The organism is Oleiharenicola lentus (genome assembly GCF_051660365.1).
In the GTDB taxonomy this organism is placed as follows: Bacteria; Verrucomicrobiota; Verrucomicrobiia; order Opitutales; family Opitutaceae; genus Lacunisphaera; species Lacunisphaera lenta_A.
In genome coordinates this window covers 884,593-902,382 of sequence record NZ_JBOZXB010000001.1, presented here as the reverse complement: position 1 = coordinate 902,382, position 17,790 = coordinate 884,593, and the positions used below count along the sequence as shown (strand labels likewise).

Annotated in this window: 14 protein-coding genes; 7 read left to right on the top strand and 7 right to left on the bottom strand. The window is 60.8% G+C overall.

The window, feature by feature from the left end:
* Positions 1-56: 56 nt before the first annotated feature.
* The gene (locus ACRRQW_RS03330; protein ID WP_438479837.1) at positions 57-2,882 is read right to left on the bottom strand and encodes a M14 family metallopeptidase; all 2,826 of its coding nucleotides are present in this window, start codon (positions 2,880-2,882) and stop codon (positions 57-59) included.
* 265 nt (positions 2,883-3,147) lie between these two features.
* On the opposite strand from ACRRQW_RS03330, the gene ACRRQW_RS03325 reads away from it, so the two are divergent.
* The 5 genes from ACRRQW_RS03325 to ACRRQW_RS03305 are packed head-to-tail and all read left to right on the top strand — an operon-like array spanning position 3,148 to position 10,189.
* Positions 3,148-4,128 (top strand): AAA family ATPase, encoded by a 981-nt coding sequence (locus ACRRQW_RS03325; RefSeq protein WP_438479836.1) that lies wholly within the window; start codon positions 3,148-3,150, stop codon positions 4,126-4,128.
* 6 nt (positions 4,129-4,134) lie between these two features.
* Positions 4,135-5,079, top strand: a complete 945-nt coding sequence (locus ACRRQW_RS03320; RefSeq protein WP_438479835.1) for a DUF58 domain-containing protein — start codon at positions 4,135-4,137, stop codon at positions 5,077-5,079.
* 3 nt (positions 5,080-5,082) lie between these two features.
* Entirely contained in the window at positions 5,083-6,099 is a 1,017-nt protein-coding gene (locus tag ACRRQW_RS03315) for a VWA domain-containing protein (RefSeq protein WP_438479834.1), read from the top strand.
* A complete protein-coding gene (locus ACRRQW_RS03310; protein WP_438479833.1) occupies positions 6,096-7,967 on the top strand; it encodes a VWA domain-containing protein in 1,872 nt (623 codons plus the stop codon). The genes ACRRQW_RS03315 and ACRRQW_RS03310 overlap by 4 nt, the downstream gene beginning before the upstream one ends.
* 5 nt (positions 7,968-7,972) lie before the next feature.
* On the top strand, positions 7,973-10,189 hold the full coding sequence (locus ACRRQW_RS03305; RefSeq protein ID WP_438479832.1) for a BatD family protein: 2,217 nt from the start codon (positions 7,973-7,975) through the stop codon (positions 10,187-10,189).
* Positions 10,190-10,198: 9 nt separating this feature from the next.
* On the opposite strand, the gene ACRRQW_RS03300 is transcribed toward ACRRQW_RS03305, so the two are convergent.
* From ACRRQW_RS03300 to ACRRQW_RS03285, 4 genes are all read right to left on the bottom strand, one after another.
* Positions 10,199-10,399 carry a DUF2934 domain-containing protein gene (locus tag ACRRQW_RS03300; protein WP_438479831.1) on the bottom strand — a complete coding sequence of 67 codons (201 nt, stop codon included), beginning with the start codon at positions 10,397-10,399 and terminating at the stop codon, positions 10,199-10,201.
* Between the two features lie 91 nt (positions 10,400-10,490).
* Positions 10,491-11,636: a M20 family metallopeptidase gene (locus ACRRQW_RS03295; RefSeq protein WP_438479830.1), complete on the bottom strand. Its 1,146-nt coding sequence runs from the start codon at positions 11,634-11,636 to the stop codon at positions 10,491-10,493.
* Between the two features lie 3 nt (positions 11,637-11,639).
* Entirely contained in the window at positions 11,640-12,686 is a 1,047-nt protein-coding gene (locus ACRRQW_RS03290) for a dihydrodipicolinate synthase family protein (RefSeq protein ID WP_438479829.1), read from the bottom strand.
* A 172-nt stretch (positions 12,687-12,858) separates the two neighbouring features.
* The gene (locus ACRRQW_RS03285) at positions 12,859-13,890 is read right to left on the bottom strand and encodes an NAD-dependent epimerase/dehydratase family protein (protein WP_438479828.1); all 1,032 of its coding nucleotides are present in this window, start codon (positions 13,888-13,890) and stop codon (positions 12,859-12,861) included.
* A gap of 98 nt (positions 13,891-13,988) precedes the next feature.
* Here ACRRQW_RS03285 and ACRRQW_RS03280 point away from each other — a divergent pair, with 98 nt between their 5' ends.
* Together ACRRQW_RS03280 and ACRRQW_RS03275 are read left to right on the top strand one after the other, a co-directional pair.
* Positions 13,989-14,756, top strand: coding sequence for an amidohydrolase family protein (locus ACRRQW_RS03280; RefSeq protein WP_438479827.1), 768 nt, complete (start codon positions 13,989-13,991; stop codon positions 14,754-14,756).
* A 103-nt stretch (positions 14,757-14,859) separates the two neighbouring features.
* On the top strand, positions 14,860-15,618 hold the full coding sequence (locus tag ACRRQW_RS03275; RefSeq protein WP_438479826.1) for a hypothetical protein: 759 nt from the start codon (positions 14,860-14,862) through the stop codon (positions 15,616-15,618).
* 81 nt (positions 15,619-15,699) lie between these two features.
* Here ACRRQW_RS03275 and ACRRQW_RS03270 read toward each other — a convergent pair whose 3' ends face one another.
* Positions 15,700-16,941: a DegT/DnrJ/EryC1/StrS family aminotransferase gene (locus ACRRQW_RS03270; protein WP_438479825.1), complete on the bottom strand. Its 1,242-nt coding sequence runs from the start codon at positions 16,939-16,941 to the stop codon at positions 15,700-15,702.
* Positions 16,938-17,729 carry a hypothetical protein gene (locus tag ACRRQW_RS03265; protein WP_438479824.1) on the bottom strand — a complete coding sequence of 264 codons (792 nt, stop codon included), beginning with the start codon at positions 17,727-17,729 and terminating at the stop codon, positions 16,938-16,940. Before ACRRQW_RS03265 ends, ACRRQW_RS03270 begins: the two co-directional genes overlap by 4 nt.
* Positions 17,730-17,790: the final 61 nt, after the last annotated feature.

Genomic DNA, 17,790 nt, shown 5'->3' with positions numbered 1-17,790 from the left:
ATAAAAAGCCCCGCGGCTTTCGCGCGCGGGGCTTGAGAGTGAAACTGAGCTTACGCTTAGAGCTTCGTGGCTTCGCCGCTGCCGTAATACAGGCTGTTGAAGAACAGCTTGAAATTCGCGTGCGGCGTGGAGCGGAAGGTGGCTTCGAAGCCAATGATCACGACCTTGCCTTTGCCGATCGTGGCTTCGGAGGCGAGTTCGCCGCCATCGAGGTATTCCTGACCGACGGCCCAACCGCTGTGCAGCGGCTCTTTGCCTTCGAACCAGGCGATCTTGTTGGCGGTGACCTTCGTGTCCGTCGTGCGCTCGAACACTGGCGACGAATCGAAGAACACATACCCTTTCTCCGGCATGCCGTAGGCGATGGGGTTCTTGTTGTTGAACTTGGCGTTCAGCAGCGAGCCCGGGATGTAGAATTTATTCGAGGGCAGGGACTTTTCTTTTCCGTCTTTGTCGGTCTCGGTGAGGTGATCCTTGATCGGCAGGCCCATCGCTTCACCAATGGTGGCGGAGGAGCCGAGCGCGACGATGGAGCCGCCTTGTTCCACGAAGGTCTTCAACGGCGGGATGGTCTTGGTGACGGAAGTCGAACCGAGCATCGAGCGGAATTCCTCGGGGATCGTCTCCGGGTCAGGGCCGGCGCGTTCGCGACCGCCACGACCGCCACGCGCACCGGCGCGGAACGTGTCAGACGGGAAAACGATTACGTCGAAGCTGTCCTTGAGATTGCCGGCGTCGAGCACTTGCGGGAACACGACTTCGAAGGGGAATTCGAATTGTTCGAACATCCAGCGGATCCAGCCGCTCGGCATGCTGCCGCCGTAGATATCGACGAGGCCGATGCGCACGGGCTTCAGCTTGGTGGCTGCGCCGGTGGGCTTCGTCGCGACGCCGAAGACTTGCACGCCGAGGTCTTTCGCGCCGGCTTCGAGGATCGGGAGCGCTTTCGCCGAGGCGGGCACATACATCGTGCCGGTGCCGAGGCCGTGGCCGTTGACGGTTTGTTCGGCTTCGAGCCAGTAAACTTCTGCGCCGGCTTTGAGCAGGCGGTTCATGACGATGAACGAATCGTTGACGCGGTGGCTCAGGAGGTAGCCGACGGGATTCGCCGGGCCGGAGATGCTGACGGACATCGCTTTTTCCAGCGGAAGGTAAGGGAGCTTCGTGGCGCCGGCGGGGATATCAAACTTCTCGAAGAAACGGTCGTATTCCACGCCCATTTGCTCGGCGATCGTCCAGCCCGTGATGTCGTAAGGACGCTTCGGCGGGCCGCCTGGATAATCGAAGTCCATCGGGTGATCTTGCGATTCGAGGAAGTCGCGGACGATCGGGCGGAAGGCTTGAGCGGCGCTGATGATGAAAGAGCCGGCCGGATATTTTTTGCCAGAGATCGTGACTTCGCTCGTAGCCTTGTAGACATCGACGCCTTGCTTTTGGAGCACGTTGATGAATTTCACCGCGGTCGGGAAATCGTCATTAGCCGCGGGGGAAATCACGTAGCCGCGCGGATCGCGCATAGCGGGATCGTTGAGGACTTTGTCGTAGAGTTCCATCGCCACCGGTTTGCGCGCGAAACCGAGCGAAACCATCATGCGGGTCTGCTCGTCCATCTCGGGCTCAGGCGCTTTGTCGGCGGCGTCTTTCAACGCGTTGACGCGCTTCGGCGTGATCGTCCAAAAATCTTTGCTGCCGCGCTCGATGGAGCGTTTGCCCATGCCGTAGATATTAAAGAGCACGCGTTCGCGGTTACGGGACGCGTAGTCGACGGCGGCGCGTTCGACTTCGATCATGTAGTCGATGGCTTCGCGGTATTTGAAGACGCGCGGCTTGATCGGCAACGGGAGGTCGCCGGTCGGGAGCTGCATTTGCGGGAGCAGCGGAATCGTCATCGGTGTGGGCGTGCCGATGATTTCGGTGAGGATGCCGATTTGGTTGTGGAAATACGTCGCGGTGCGCATGCCGCCGTTCCACCACGTGGAGTAGGGGGCCGCTGAGCGCATCGCGGAGCCGCCCCAACCTTTCGAGACGAGACGTTCGTGCATGTGCGCGCCGACTTGCTCGATGCCGATCGGAATCATGGCGTCGAAGTTGTAGTTAAACGGATCGCGGAAGGGCGGGATGAAGATCACGGCGCCGGCGGGGCCGGTTTGGTGCACGTTGTGCATGATCTGCGGCATCCACTCGATGAAGAGCACGCGATTCTGATTCGTGGTCTCCTTCATGTTGTTCATCATCGAGTCGCGGTTGTTGTCGTGACCGATGTATTTGTGATAGAGGCGCGGGAGCGTCGCGTAAGTGCGCTTAGTGACGTCTGACTCGCGCATATACCAGTTCGCGACGAGCTCGACGCCGTCCGGATTCGGCACCGGCATGAGCAGGATCACATCGTCGAGGAAACGCATCGTCTCGTCGTCGGTGAGGCTCGCCATTTGATAAACCATTTCGGCGAGTGTCTGGCCGTTGACGGTTTCGGTGGCGTGCAAGCCGCCGTCGACCCAGACGACCGCTTTACCTTCCTTGGAAAGTTTTTTGGCGGTCGCTTCGTCCATCTCGGCGCGCGAGAGTTTCACGGAGATGTCGCGGTAGTATTCGAGTTTCTCGTGATTCTTCGGCGAGGTGATGATCGCCATGTATTGCGGGCGGCCTTCTTCCGTGGTGCCGATGCTGACGACTTTCACGCGGTCAGATTCCTCGTCCCATTTTTTCAGGAGTTGGGAAATCTGGGTGTAGCTCGCCATGTGGTAATCATCGCCGATGCTGAAGCCGATGATGTCCTTGGCGGGGGTGATTTTCGGCGCGGGGGCCGCATGAAGTCCGGCACAGGTGCCGGCCATGAGTAGAGTCAAGCCGAGTGGCTTGAGCAGGGACGGGATGGAACGCATAAATATCAGTGCTCTTGGGTGGTGGATGGGCAATGAGTTTCAGCGGCGCAGTTTTCAGAAAAACGAAACGCTGCTCGTCTAAAACACTTTGATTCGAGATGAATCATAGCGACTGCAAATTTGCACCAAACGTGCCGAAACACTAAGGGTAGGCCCTTAATTTTAATGCTTGGAGTCATCATGACAGGTGCTTGGCCTGACATTGGCCGAAACCATGCTTCTAATTTTTCGTCACTAGATATTCTTTCATCCGAATCCCTTCATTATGATTTCAGGACAAACTTGGGCCGCCTCGCTCCGCACCGAAATTGGGAAATCCATTCTCGGCCAACATGAAACCATCGAGCGGATGTTTCTCGCGCTGCTCACCGGCGGTCACGTGTTGCTCGAAGGCATGCCCGGCCTCGCAAAAACCCTGCTGATCAAATCGCTCGGCTCTGCGATGGGCGTCAAGGTCGACCGTATTCAATTCACGCCTGATCTGCTGCCGAGCGACGTCGTCGGCACGATGATCTTCCAGCCGAAGACCGGCGAGTTCTCTGCGCACAAAGGCCCGATCTTCGCCAACCTCGTGCTTGCCGACGAAATCAACCGTGCGCCGGCGAAGGTGCAATCCGCGCTGCTCGAAGCGATGCAGGAAAAACAAGTCACGATCGGCGGACAAACCTACGCGTTGCCGAAACCGTTCTTCGTAATGGCGACGCAGAATCCCGTTGAGCAAGACGGCACGTATCCGTTGCCCGAAGCGCAGATGGACCGGTTTTTATTCAAGCTCGTCGTGGATTATCCGTCGTTCGAAGACGAAACCACGATGATGGATCGCTGGGGTCAGATCACGGAACAGCCGGTGATTTCCGCCGTGTCGAGCGGTGAACAACTCCTCGAACTTCGCAAGATCGTGGACAAGGTTTACGTTTCGCCCGCGATCAAAGCTTACATTCTCACGCTCGTGCGCGCGACGCGCGACCTCGCGAAACCCGTGCCGGAAGGCCAGCTGCGTCCGCTGAATTTCGGCGCGTCGCCGCGCGCGTGTCTGGCGCTTTACCAAGCGGGCAAGGCGCTCGCGTGGTTGCGCGACATGGACCATGTTTCGCCCGAACATATTCAAGAAGTGTTCGTGGACGCGTTGCGCCACCGCATCGGCCTCACTTACGAAGCGGAGGCGGAAGAAGTGACCGCGGAGAAATTGTTACGTCAGATTTTGGAGAAACAACCGCTGCCCACCGGCGCCATCAAAGCGGCTTAATTTTCCGTGCCCATTTTTGCATCCAAAGAGCCTGCGGCAACGGCGGCTGCGCCCCGCAAGAAAAATTCCGTGGCCAGCGCGCTGGGCATGTTGCGCCGGCTCGAATGGAAAGTGCAGCACGCGGTGCAAAACACGTTGATCGGCGAATATCGCTCCGTGTTTCGCGGACGCGGCATGGAATTCGACCAGGTCGTGCGCTACGAATTCGGCGACGACATCCGCGACATTGACTGGAACGTCACCGCGAAACTCGGCGAGCCCTACCGGAAAAAATTCGTCGAGGAACGCGAACTCACGGTGCTGATTATTTTCGAAGATTCGCTCGCGCTGCAATTCGGCTCGGGCAATCGCACGAAGCGCGACGCGCTGATGGAAATCGCCGGCTTACTCATGATGCTCGCGTCGCAGAACCGCGACCACGTCGGCATCATCCACGCGCAGCCGGGCGGCTATAAATTATTTCATCCGGTGCGCGGGCATAAGTTGATCATGCAAACCGCCGCGGAGTTCATCGCGCGGCCCGCGCCGGCGCTCGACGACGACCGGCCGATTGCCGCGCCATGGAAGTTCGTTTCCCGCGCGGTGCCGGCGAACAGCATCCTCGTGTGGCTCGGCGATTTTCCGCCGCGCGAAAAAAATCCCGAAGGCTGGCTCGTCACTCGGCAACGTTATCAGCCGATCGGTTTCCGGGTCGAAGATCCGTGGGAACGCGCGTTGCCTGACGGCAAGCCACTCACGGTTTACGATCCGGCGAGCCAGCAACTCGTCGTGCTCGATCCGAAATCGCGCGCGCATCTCGACGGCCACGCGTCGTGGCGCGCGGAACGTGACGCGAGTTTCAAACGCCTTTTCCCGAGCCCGCTCAGCCGCATGGTGCTCACGCCGGACGAGCCCGCGCTCGATGCGCTCGCGCGTTTTTTCCACGGGCACATGCGCCTGCGCACCCGCTGAGCCATGAACGACTTTTCACTCCAGAGTCCGTGGTGGTTGCTGGCGGGGCTGCTCGTGCCGCTTGGGATTTGGCTGCGCTGGCGGCGGCGGTTGCCGGCGCTCGTCGTGCCTTACGCATCGGCGTGGTGGCGGCCCGTGCTCGTGCCGGCGTCGCGCGTGCCGGCGTTATTGATGGTGCTGGGCTTGTTGCTCCTCACGCTCGGGCTGGCGCGTCCGCAGAAAATGGAAATGCGCAACGAGACGCGGCAGGAAGGTTACGACATCATGCTGGCGATCGATTTGTCCGGCTCGATGCTCGCGGAAGATTTTGAACAAGACGGCGTGCGCCTGAATCGCCTGCAAGCGATCAAGCCGGTCATCAAAGCGTTTATTAATAATCGTCCGAGTGACCGCGTCGGCCTCGTGGTGTTTGCAGGCAAGGCTTACACGATTGCACCGCTGACGTTCGACCACGAGTGGCTCGCGAAGCTCACCGAGAAATTGAAAGTCGGCATCATGGAAGACGGCACCGCGATCGGTGACGGCTTGGGCGTGGCTCTGACGCGACTCGAGCGCAACCAAGCCGACCAAACCGGCAAACGCGAAAGCGCGTTCATCGTGCTCCTCACGGACGGCTCCAATAATAAAGGCACGTTGAAACCCGCGCAGGCGACGGAGATTGCCGAGACGCGCGGGATTCCCGTTTACACGATTGCGGCGGGCCGCGCGGGCACAGCGCCTTATCCGATTTTCGACGAGTCGGGAAAAATCAGCGGCTACCGTCGCATCCTCACCGATATCGACGAAGACGCGTTGAAAGAGATCGCGGAGCACACGGGCGGAAAATATTTTCGCGCGGACAACACCGAGACGATCGCCGAAGCATTTAAGTCCATCGACGGTGCGGAAAAACACGGTTTCCAAGTCCGGGTGATGCGCGCGCGGGATTTGTTTCCGTGGTTTTTGTGCGCCGGCTTCATTGCGCTTACGGCGTCCGGACTCGTCGCTTACACCCCGTGGAAAAAGGAGGCGTCTGCATGAACTTTGGCAATCCCTGGTTACTCTGCTTGCTCGTGATTCCGGCGCTGCTCGCGTTGGTGGACTTGTTTCGCCAAGGCACGATGGCGGCGATCTGGCCGCGGGTAAATCGCCTGTGGGCGAGTCGGCATGCGATCGATTTGCACACGCCGTCGGAGAAACCGCGCCCGCGTTGGTTTCTGTGGTCGGGGCTCGCGCTGTTGATTATCGCGTTCGCGCAACCGCGTTATGGCCCGGCGGACGTGCCGGTGGACCAGACGCCGCGCGAAGTGCTCATCGCCCTCGATCTTTCACGCAGCATGCTGGCGCGCGACGTGCGCCCATCACGCCTCGAGCACGCCAAACTCCTCACGCGCGGTTTGCTCGATAAGCTCGCGGGCGAACACGCCGGACTCGTGCTCTTCTCGAGCAGCGCCTACCTGCAGATTCCGCTGAGCGAGGATTACGAGACGATTTCCACGCTGCTTCCGGGATTATCGCCGACGGCGTTTCCGCGCAGCGGCAGCGATTTCGCCGCGATGCTGCGCACCGCGCTCGAATCGTTTTCGTCGCTCGACGGGGTGAACCGCTACCTCGTCGTGCTCAGCGATGGCGAAGCATTTAACGAAAACTGGAAACCGTTGCTCGCGCAGTATCGTGAGCGCGGCATTCGCATTGTGAGCGCGGGCATCGGCACCGTGACCGGCGCGGTGATTCCGGGCGCGGACGAACTCGCCATGCGCGATCCGGCGACGGGCCTGGAGGTGATCACGCGGTTTCGTTCCGCGACGTTGCAAACGATGGCGACGGAAACGAAAGGCCAATACCTCGAGGCAAACACCTGGCTCACTCTCACGGAAACCATTCGTCGCCTCGAACTCGGCGAGAAAAAGAAAACGGTGCTGCGCAAAGATGATCACCTGCTCGTCGAGCGTTTTCGTTGGACGCTGATTCCCGGCCTCGTGTTGCTATGGCTGAGTTTTTGTCGCGAACTTCCCGTGCGGCCTTCGCAACGCCGCATGGCGCGCCGTAATTTCGCGCCGTCGCTGGCGAACGTGGCCGGCGGTCGCGCCGCGGCGACCGCCCTTGCGCTGGTGATGACGGTCACGGTGTGTCAGCCCGTGTTATGGGCGCATGACCCCGAGCCGGTTTCGAGCGATCTGGCCGAGCAGGAGGCGCAGGATGACGATCCGGATAAGCCCACGCCGATGACGCGCATTGGCAGCATGGTCGGCCGGCGCATTACCGAAATTTTGGCGAACCCCAACGCCAGCAGCGACGACTATGCCGCGCTCGTGATCGATATGATGGCGTTCGCGGAGAATCATTTGAAGGCTCGGCAGCGTTTTCCGAATTCGGTGATCGAGGACGCGCTCGTCGCGGCCAATCGCGGAGAAAAAATCGCTCCCGAGGGCGGCGACTGGGCGCGGTTTCGCAAAGAGCTCAACGCGATGCGCGAAGCGAATTCAACGCCTTGGAAAACCGTCGTGGCCGACGCTGCCGGTAAGAGTGATCTCGCTACGGGGTTTGATCCCGACCACGACATGCAGACGAACGGCAAGGGCAGTGGCGGCGTGCCGAGCGATCCCGCCGCGCAGCAAGCGTTGGACGACTTGAAAAAGAAGATCGGCCAAAACGCCGCATTCGGGGCGATGGGCGAGGAGAAGAAAGCGACCACAGCGATGTTCGATGAGCCGCCGCCCCCGCCGGCGGATTCGCACGTGATCGGCGGGCATAATCACGAGGAAGAGCACGAGATCGAAGCGCACCCGGAACTCGTGTTGCCGCTGCAACGGCTCGCGCTGGTTCGTGCGCAGGACACGCCCGCGAAACTTTTCCAGATGTTGGAAGGCAACGACGCCAGTGCATTTCGTGAAGGTCCTGAGTGGTGATTCCCATGCGTAAACTTTTTTTCTTTTTCAGTCTTGGCGCCGCCAGCGTCGTGTTGGCCCAAGCCGCGCTGCCCACGAATCAGCCGCTCGTGACGCCTCAGACGGTCGACACCATTGCGCGTTCCATCGTCACGACCCCCGCGCGGAGCTACTGGCAGGGCGAAATCTTTCCGCTGACGCATACGATTACGGTCGATAAACGGTATTTCCAGGCGCTGACCGGGGCCTATGCGTGGCCGACCGGGCCAGTGAACGCCGAGGACTGGCCGCGCGCCACGTCCACCGAAGCGCAAGGCAAGTTTACGATTGTCCAGACGACGCGCGCGTATTCCACGCAAGCCGGCAGCGTGAAAATTCCCACTGGCACGCAGGGCGTCACGATGCTCTCGCGCATTAATGAGAGCACGTTCGGCAACCAGAATGAATGGGACACGTTTACGCTCAAAAGCGCGACGCCAACGCTGACCTTTCAACCGTTACCTGCGCCCGCGCCGACCGCGTTTGCGGGAGCGGTGGGCGAATTCACGCTCGTGTCGAAACTCGGCGCGACGTCCGGACGCGTCGGCGAAGCGGTGACGTGGACGGTGACGCTCTCCGGCACCGGCAACTGGCCGGAGATTCGTTCACTGCCGGGACGCGTGGTCTCGAAAGATTTTGATTACGTTAAGCCAACGCTGAAACAAACGCTGAAAGCCGGCCTTTTATTCGACGGCGAACTCACTGAAGAGCTGCTGCTCGTGCCGACGAAAACCGGCGCGTATCAACTGGGCCCGATTCGCTTTGTTTATTTCAACCCGAAGGAAGGCAAATTTCAGATGCTCACCTCGGAAACGCTCACGCTCAACGTCGCCCCGGCCGGCCCGGGTGGAGTCGTGGCCAACGCGGCCAACGGGAGTGCAACCACGGAGCGCGTGCGCGTGCCCAGTGCGCCGCCGCAACTCCCGCTCGATCCGCTCGCCGGCAGTGCCATGGGCGGCCAGCCTTGGTCGCAGAGAGCGTTGTTGATGAGCTGCCTCATCGCGCCGCTTCTATTTCTCGTTTACTGGTTTTCGCTGGCGGCGAAACGCCGTTGGTTGACCGACTCATTGCATGCACGGCGCGCGGCGCACAATAAAATCGGGGACGAAATCAGCGCGGTGGAAAAAGCCCCGGCAGCTTCGCCCGACACGTTGCGTTTTCATCTGCACGAATGGCAAAAAGCCGTAGCAAAACTTGGCGGCGTGACGACGGCGATGCCCACCCCCAAGCAAATCTCGCTCGCGATTCCCGAAGCCTGCTGGGGCGCGGATGGTGGCGCGTGGGCGCAGTTGTGGCGCGAGGCGAACCAGGTGATTTACGGACAGGCGACGGCGTTGCCCGCGACGTGGGTTCAGCGGGCGCGTGAGGCGGAGAAAGTGGCGAAACTGCCTGACGTGCCGCTGGCCGCGTTGTTCATGCGGAGGAATCTTTTTCCTGCGATCGCGCTCATTGCGTTGATGCTGGCACTGCCTGCATCAATGCGCGCCGATGCTGGCACTAATGCGTATCGCGCGGGGGATTTCGCGGCGGCGGAAAAAAACTGGAACACCGCCTCGGCGGCCCAACCGACGAATGCCGTGCTGCGCTACAATCTCGCGCTCGCGACCGCGCAACAAGATCGCTGGTCGGAGTCCGCCGCGCAGGCGCTGGCCGCGTTTGTCCTCGATCCGACGTCGCCGGCGATTCGCTGGCAGTTGCAACTCAGCATGGATCGCGCGGGCATTGATCATCCGTTTCTCGCTGAATTATCACACGGCACGGGCTCCGCGAAAATAGCCCGACTGTTTTCCCCGGCGGCGTGGGGTGGCGTGGCGCTGAGCGCGTCGGTAATTTTCGCGCTCGCGCTCGGAGTGGTCGCGTGGGCGGCGTTCGCGGGCAAAACGAAAGTGCTGCGTTGGAGCGGCGTAGCGGTGGCAGTGCTCGCGCTGGGGGGCGGCATTGCGGCGTGGGGCAGCCTGCGAATCTACGGTGAACTTGCGGATCGCGACATCGCCGTGATTTCTCAATCGACTTTGCTCGCCACGGTGCCGACCGAAGCCGATACGGGCCAGAAAACGTCGGCGTTGCCGGCGGGATCGCTGGCGAAAGTGGAGGGCCAGTTTCTGACGTGGAGTCGCTTGAAATTCTCCAACGGCCAGACGGGTTGGGTGCGCACTAAACTCATTACCTTTCTCTATCGCGGACCCGAAGCGACGGCGGAGTAATCGCGAAGTTCAGCGGCACTTGTCACCGAAGCTGCTGCGACATTCGTCGGCTTGCTGGCGATCCTTCGAGAGTTCGCGTTCCGCGCGGGTCCAGTGCTCGTGTTCCTTGTCGGCGGGACGCCCGCACGCTTCCCAGATATCGTAGGCACGTTTGGCGATTTCGTCGTGAGAGAGATTAGCTGAGAACGGAGTTGTGGAGTGGGAGTTCATGGCGATTTTGGGTTAGCCCCAATTAACCACGAGCCAGCGGGCGGCACAATAGAGCGACTTCCTTGTGCGACCATAGGAGGCATCCCCGATGTTAAGGCAGCCGCAGGAACGCGCCGTAAAGCTCCACCGCTTGCGCGAACGTTTTCCGGTCGAGCCACTCGTCGTGTGTGTGCGCCTGCGCGATGCTGCCGGGGCCGATCACGAGGACTTGCGCACCCGCGGCGGCGTAGTGACTGGCGTTGGTCGCGTAAGGCGCGCCGACTTGCGAAGCGTCGAGGCCGGCGGCCACCAGTGCAGGCGAAATGAATGCGTGGAGCCTTTCCGAATTCGCGGGCGGCAGCGGCGGAGCGAGGTATTCGCCGTCGTGTTCCACCGTGAGCCCGGCGAGCGCGGCGTCGCGTTCGGCGAGAACTTCCGTTGCCGTTTCGCCGGGCACGAGGCGGCGGTCACAGACGATTTCGCAATACTCGGGAATAATGTTCGCGGCCGCACCGCCGCGAATGACGTTGATGCTGGCGGCGGCTTTGCCGGTGAGGGGAAAGGGTTTATTCGCGAGCGGGATGAATTTCGACTCGAGCGCGTCGATCACGCGCACCATGGCGCTGATTGCAGATTTGCCTTTGGTTGGGTCAGCCGAGTGCGCGGCGACGCCGCGCGTGATCGTGCGCCAGCGCAACGCGCCGTTGTGTGCGACGACGGGACGCAAGAGTGTGGGTTCGCCCACGATGATGCCGCGCAGTTTCGGCAGAAATTCTTTGAGCTCGTTTTTGGCGAACGCCTGTGCGCCTTCCATGCGAGCTTCTTCGTCGATGGAGAACACGATGCCGACGTTGCGCGTGCCGCCGCCCGTGCGGGCGTATTCCTTGATCGCCCACAGCATCGACGCGCCGGTGCCTTTTGTGTCGCACGCGCCGCGCCCGTGGAGGCGGCCATCTTTGATCGTGAGTTCGAGCGGTGGCACGCTCATGCCATCGAGACTTACAGTATCGAGGTGACTTTCGAACAACAGCCATTCCGCTTCGGGCGAGACTTCGCACGTGACTAGCAGGTTGAATTCGCCATTCGCAACCGGACAGCGGCGCGCCTTCAAGCCCCAGTGGGCCGCGAGTTGTTCGATCTGCGCAGCGAGGCGTTGTTCTCCCCCGGCCGGCCCACCGAAGCTCTGGTTTACCGTCTCGAACGAGACAAGTTGAGCGAGGAGTGCTTCGGCAGTCTGGGGAATGGGCAACTCGGGCATGCCTTAACGGAGCCAGTGGTCGCGGTGTTGTGCAACAAAATCGTCGTCGATCAATTCCGGATAGGCGGCGCACACGCGGGTGAGTTCCTCGGCTTGACCGGGCGAGAGGACTTCGTGCGGATTTAGGCAGTAGTTCGTCTCGATCAAGCCCTGACGGCGCAACACCTCAAGAATGCCGGGGATGCAGCCGTGAAACTTGTTCGCGGAGTCGAAGAGCGCCGCGTTCATGTCCGTCACGGCGTTCGCGAGCGAGAACCACGAGGCGTCGACCGAGGATTTCTCGCGGGCGATTTTAATTCGTTGGAACAGGTTAACGGCCGCGTGCGTCCACACGCCCCAATGCCCGAGCAACCCGCCGATAATGCGGCGCGTGACGACGCGGCCATCCTGTGCGAACACAAACGGCGTGAGCAAATCAGTGACAATCGTGTCGTCGTTGCCCGTGTAGAGCGCGAGATCATCGCGGCCTGCCGCCGTGATGGCGCGCACGACGTCGATCGTCTGGTAGCGATTGAAGGGCGCGATCTTGATCGCGATGACTTCGGGAATTTCTGCGAACTGGCGCCAGAACGCGTAACTGAAAACGCGTCCGCCGACCGCGGGTTGCAGATAAAAGCCAACGACCGGAATGATCTGCCCGATGGCGCGGATGTGCGCGATGATCTCTGACTCTGGCTCAGTTTTAAACGCGGCCATGCTGACGAGTCCGGCGTGATAGCCGAATGATTTGGCGAGTTCCGCTTCGGCGGTGGCTTGCGGCGTCTTTCCGCAGATGCCGGCGATGAGCGCGACGTCGCGCGGCGAAGCGGCGAGCTCGACACGTGCGGTTTCGGCGGCGAGTTCGAGCACAGGGCGCAGGAGTCCGTGTTGCGGCTCGCGAATTTCGAACTGCGTGGAGTGCACTGCGACCGCAAGGCCCCCCACGCCGGAGGCGAGTTGGTAACGCGTGAGCGCGCGCTGGTGTTTTTCGGAGAACTTGCGGTTGCGATCGAGCGCCAGTGGATGCGCGGGCATCACCTGACCGGCGAGAAAATGTTGGCGGAGATTCATGGGAGGGGAGACGAATTTTTTAACCAGAGATGGACGCGGACAAACACAGATTAAACTACCTGCGCTTTAACCACGAATGAACACGAAGAGACACGAATGAAGGAGTGCTGTGGGTTGATCTGTGTTATCCGTGAAATCAGTGATTGAAAAATATTTCGATTAATTCGGGACGTCAGAATTTGCCGTCGCGGGCCTCGAAATGGGTGGGCTTGCCGAGGAGCGCGCCGCCGGAGCTGACGTGGGCGGCGACGAGGTCGATCATTTTAGCGAGCGGCATTTCGGGGGCGCCGAATAAATGCATCGATTCGCTCGCGTCCGAAAGCCACGCGGCTGGCGCTTCATTGCCCGTGATGATCGGCGTGCGTTGGAGGCGACGGCCGAATTCTTCGGCGAGCGCGCGGATGCTGAGTTTTTCTGGGCCGGTGATGTTGAGTAATTTCGGCGGGCTCGCGGTGTGTTCGAGGCATTGGATGGCGCGCGCGCAGGCGTCGCCTTGCCAGATGCAATTCAGGTAACCCATCGTCGCATCGACCGGCTCGCCGCGGAGGACTTTCGTCGCGATATCCACGAGCACACCGTAACGGAGTTCGACGGCGTAGTTGAGGCGATACATCAGTTGCGGCGTGCCGAACTCTTTCGAGAAATGCGTGAACACGCGTTCGCGCCCGACGCAGGTGCTGGCGTATTCGCCGAGAAAAGCGACGGGTTCGCTCTCGCTCGCGCCCGAACCGGTGACAGAAACAAACGGATAAACGCAGCCGGTGGAAAATACGACGATGCGCGAATCGCGGAAACGCTGCGCGACGAAGGCGGGCACGAGCGTGTTTTGAATCCAGGTGACTTCGGGCGCGCTGTCCGTGCCGAATTTCTGACCGGCAAGATAGAGCACGTTGGCCACGAGGGGCAGGGCGTTAACTTGGGCTTCGTTGGCCAAGTCACAGGAAAGGGTGCGCACGCCGAGCGCCTCAAGGTCGGCGCGGGCTTCGGCGCGGCTGAAGCGCGACACGCCGGTGACGACCGTATCTTTTTTTCCTGCGGCATCCAGGGCGCGACGCAGCATCACGGCGGTCGTCGTGCCCATCTTGCCGCCGACGCCGAGCACCATGCAATCGCCAGTGAGGCGGGCGACCGTTTCGATGGCCCCTTGGGTGGGCGTGGAAAGCAGCCATTCGATTTCGCGGTCAGTTTGAAGAGATGCGGTCATGAAATTTCAGCGGTTTTTGTGTTCACCTGCGGGTGCTTGTGCGAAGTATTCCGTCTGATGCGCGCACTTAAAGCCAAGCGCAAACCCTCTGAAATTTCATGCGAGTCATCGATGTTCACACTCACCCGATTCTGCGTCACGATAAACGCGGTCGCGCAGGAGCTGCGCAGCTGATTCAGCGCGCCCAAGACCGTGGCATCGTCCACGTGGTGGTGCTGGGTGACGTGCTGGCCTTTGGGAAATCGCCGCATGCGGCCGGGATTCGGAAAATCAACGACGAGACCGCGTGGTTGATGGGCGAGTATCCGGGTTACGTGACGGGTTTCTGTCATTTGAATCCGACGCTCGGTGATGCCGTGACGCGCGAGGAAATCGCGCGCTGTGCGGCAATGGGCTTTCGCGGTTTAAAATTGGAGATCGCGAACAACGCCGCCGATGACTGCATGCGTCCGTTGATGGAAGAAGCCGAAGCGCGCGACCTCGTGGTGCTGCAACACGCGTGGAGCATGACAAAGATCAACGAACGCAGCTTCCACACCGATCCCGAGGACGTCGCGACGCTCGCGAAACGGTTTCCAAACGTGCGCATCATCATGGCGCACCTCACGGGTTGCGGCGTGCGCGGGGTGCTTGCCGTGCGTGATTGTCCAAATGTGTGGGTCGACACCTCGGGCGCCGCGCCTGAGGCGGGTCTCGTTGAATATGCGGTCGAACAACTTGGCGTCGAGCGAGTGCTCTACGGTTCTGACGTGCCGATTCGCGATTTCGGCGTGGCGATTGCGCGGGTGACGGGTTCGCGGCTAAGTGCTGCCGATCAGAAAAAAATTCTTCACGACAACGCTCATTCGCTCCTGCGTTTGCCATGATTCAAGCAAAGCAGATTTTAACCACGGATGGCATGGATATGCCCGAACCGATGATTGGATCCGTGGCATCCGTGTAATCCGGGTCAAAAAAACCGCATTTAAAATGAACACTTTCGACGCCAACACTTGGATCGGACGCTGGCCGTTCGCGTTTTGCGACGCGCACTCGGCACGCTCGCTGAAAACCCATCTCACGAAACACGGTATCGCGCGCGCGCTCGTGTCGCCGCTCGATGCAGTCCTCGCGCCCGAGCCGGGGCCGGCGAATCGCGCGTTGCTCGCGACGACACTCGGGGTGAAAGGGCTAGAACCGGTGCCCGTGATTAATCCTTCCCTCGCGAATTGGTTCGATGAGGTGGCGATTTGTGCTTCCGACGAACGCGTGCGCGCGGTGCGCCTGCTGCCGAATTATCACAACTACGCGCTCTCGGCGAAGAGTGTGGACGAGTTGATCGAAGAGCTGGGCGTGCGCGGGTTGAAGCTGATTGTGCAAATGCGGTTGATTGACGACCGGCACGAATATCACGGGATGAATTTGAAGCCGGTGCCGGCCGATGATCTGGCCGCATTGTTGAAACGGCATCGCGGATTGCCCGTGCTCGCGAGTGGATTGATGCGTCCGGAGTTACTGAAACTCGCGCCGAAGTTCACGAATCTCCTGTGTGATCTCTCGTTTGCGGAGTGGCACGACACGATGGAGCACCTGCGGGCGAAAGTGTCAGTGCAGCAACTCGCGTTTGCCTCGCACACGCCGTTGTTAATCACGGCGGCGGCGCGAGCCAAAGTTGAGGCGTCGACGCTGACGGCCACACTCAAGGAAGCCGTCGCGGCACGGAATTTAGAACGCTGGCTGAGAAGCTAAAGGTAGAGGCGGTTATCATTAACCGCCCTGTTGAACGCGATGAGCCGAGGGCCGTTAAGGATAACGGCCCCTACCTGAAATTTACTTCGCGAAGTGGCGCGCGACTTTCGCGAGGGCTTCGGCGGTTTGATCGATGATTTCCTCCGTCATCTCAGGTTTGATCGTGAAGGTCACGCTGTCGGCGAGCACGGCTTCGGCGATGGGGCAGCTGACTTTGGTGTAGTCCATGGTGGTCAAGCCGGCGTCGCGCAGCGGCCATTGGCCGGCGAAGAAATTATGATTTTGAAACAGCGGATATTTATACACCGGACGCGGAATGTAGCCGGGCGACGCGGTGGCACCTTCCGCGACGAGCGCGGCGGTGAACTCGTCGCGCGTGCAGGTGAAACGGGCAGGGTCGAGGCGGATGAGGATGAACCAGAAACTGTGTTGATCGCGCGAATCGATTTCCGGCAGCGAGATTCCCGGGAGCGCGAGCGACTGCAGTTTTTTTAGAAAATGCGAACCGAGGCGCACGTGGTCGGAAATGATTTTCGGCAGTTTTACAAGCTGGCCGGCGGCGACGGCGGCTTGCGGTTCGCTCATGCGGTAATTCGGCGCGAGCGTGGTGGGGTTGCGGGCGTCGGCGGAAGAATTGCGGTCGTAGAATTTGTCGCCCCATTTCGCGAGGGTCGGGCCGAAGCGTTCGTCGTTGGTGGCGGCGATACCGCCGTCGCCGCAGCTAACGTGTTTAAATTCGTTGAAGGAATAGCACGCGAGGTGGCCGAAAGAGCCGACAGGTCTGCCGCGATACGTGGCGCCCCACGCCTGCGCGCAGTCTTCGATGACGATGAGATTATGTTCACGCGCGATGGCCATCGTGGCGTCCATGTCACTCGGGTTGCCGGTGAGGTGCACGGCCATGATGGCCCTGGTCTTGGGCGTGATACAGCGGCGGATGGCAGCGGGGTCGACGTTGTAGGTGTGGGGATTGATGTCGGCGAACACCGGCACGAGTTGCTGATAGAGGATACCGATGACCGAACCCATGTCTGTAATGGGCGACGTAATCACCTCTGAGCCGGGCGGCAATTGCAGCGAAGCGATCGCGACGTGGAGCGACGCGGTGCCGGACGAAGTGGGGAACGCCCACTTCAGCGGATAGGTTTTGCGAAACTCCTCGAGTAATCCGGCGCACTGTGGGCCTTTCGAGTAGAAGAGTGAGTTCTGATCCACCATCGCCGTGAGGCGGGTGAGTTCTTCCTGGCCCCAGCGGTGATGCACAGGACGCGTTGCGGTGACGGTTTTGGAGCCGCCGTGAAGGGCGAGTTTCGAAGTGCTCATTGGGAGAGAGTGGGTAAAGCTTTGAGAAAATCAGGCAGGTTAAACACGAAGCCAAATTCAACGGCGACGCGCCAGAGAGCTTGTTGTTTTTCGCGTTCCTCGCGGGCGGTCTCGCGGTTTTCGACGGCGGTGACGGCTTCGGCGATCGTCGAGCAGAGACAGCCGTGGCGCTTCAGGTCGACCATGCCGCCGGGTGACATCAGCAGGCACCAGTTGATTGCGAAGCCGACGTAGATGAGGTGATTGATACCGTGGGCGCGGCAGAGCGCGGCGAGTTGTTCGCCGTTTTCGGCGATGCCTTCGTGCGCGAGCGGACGGGCGTTAGGTGCGAAATCAAGGCGCGCGAAACCGGCGGTCGCGTCGGCGGCGTTGTGCGCGCCGGGGGTGGCGTGGTCATGCCGGAGTTGCTGGAGTGCGTGGTAAGCGGGGTCGGCGGCAACTTGCGGCAGCGGGGTCGGCTTCGTCGGCACGTAACCCGGCAGGTGCGAATAATAATCGCGTCCGCCGACGACGTGGAACACCGGCAGCGGCGAGTTGCGCACGGCAGACAGCAACGGTGGAAAAACGTCGCAGAGGATTTTCTCGGCGCGCGGCGTGTATTCGACGGCGCGGCGCCAACCGGGAAATTCGCCGGGCTGGCCGCTATCCCACGCGTGCATCACGACGAGGGCGGTGTGCGCAGGTGCGAGTTCAACTTCGACATCATGCCAACCGCCATAACCTTCGCCCGGCACGTCGCGCGAATAATCGGCGTCGAATTGACGGTAGAGTTGGGCAGGGAGTTTCATCGAGAAGCTAGACGGGTAGGGCCCGATCTCCGAGCGGGCAGGTTTGCGACGCGCGTTCGGC

What these genes read in the sequence shown, in the direction of transcription:
- ACRRQW_RS03330 (WP_438479837.1), bottom strand. Translation starts at nt 2,882, where the DNA reads ATGCGTTCCATCCCGTCCCTGCTCAAGCCACTCGGCTTGACTCTACTC.
- ACRRQW_RS03325 (WP_438479836.1), top strand. Translation starts at nt 3,148, where the DNA reads ATGATTTCAGGACAAACTTGGGCCGCCTCGCTCCGCACCGAAATTGGG.
- ACRRQW_RS03315 (WP_438479834.1), top strand. Translation starts at nt 5,083, where the DNA reads ATGAACGACTTTTCACTCCAGAGTCCGTGGTGGTTGCTGGCGGGGCTG.
- ACRRQW_RS03310 (WP_438479833.1), top strand. Translation starts at nt 6,096, where the DNA reads ATGAACTTTGGCAATCCCTGGTTACTCTGCTTGCTCGTGATTCCGGCG.
- ACRRQW_RS03305 (WP_438479832.1), top strand. Translation starts at nt 7,973, where the DNA reads ATGCGTAAACTTTTTTTCTTTTTCAGTCTTGGCGCCGCCAGCGTCGTG.
- ACRRQW_RS03300 (WP_438479831.1), bottom strand. Translation starts at nt 10,399, where the DNA reads ATGAACTCCCACTCCACAACTCCGTTCTCAGCTAATCTCTCTCACGAC.
- ACRRQW_RS03295 (WP_438479830.1), bottom strand. Translation starts at nt 11,636, where the DNA reads ATGCCCGAGTTGCCCATTCCCCAGACTGCCGAAGCACTCCTCGCTCAA.
- ACRRQW_RS03290 (WP_438479829.1), bottom strand. Translation starts at nt 12,686, where the DNA reads ATGAATCTCCGCCAACATTTTCTCGCCGGTCAGGTGATGCCCGCGCAT.
- ACRRQW_RS03285 (WP_438479828.1), bottom strand. Translation starts at nt 13,890, where the DNA reads ATGACCGCATCTCTTCAAACTGACCGCGAAATCGAATGGCTGCTTTCC.
- ACRRQW_RS03280 (WP_438479827.1), top strand. Translation starts at nt 13,989, where the DNA reads ATGCGAGTCATCGATGTTCACACTCACCCGATTCTGCGTCACGATAAA.
- ACRRQW_RS03275 (WP_438479826.1), top strand. Translation starts at nt 14,860, where the DNA reads ATGAACACTTTCGACGCCAACACTTGGATCGGACGCTGGCCGTTCGCG.
- ACRRQW_RS03270 (WP_438479825.1), bottom strand. Translation starts at nt 16,941, where the DNA reads ATGAGCACTTCGAAACTCGCCCTTCACGGCGGCTCCAAAACCGTCACC.
- ACRRQW_RS03265 (WP_438479824.1), bottom strand. Translation starts at nt 17,729, where the DNA reads ATGAAACTCCCTGCCCAACTCTACCGTCAATTCGACGCCGATTATTCG.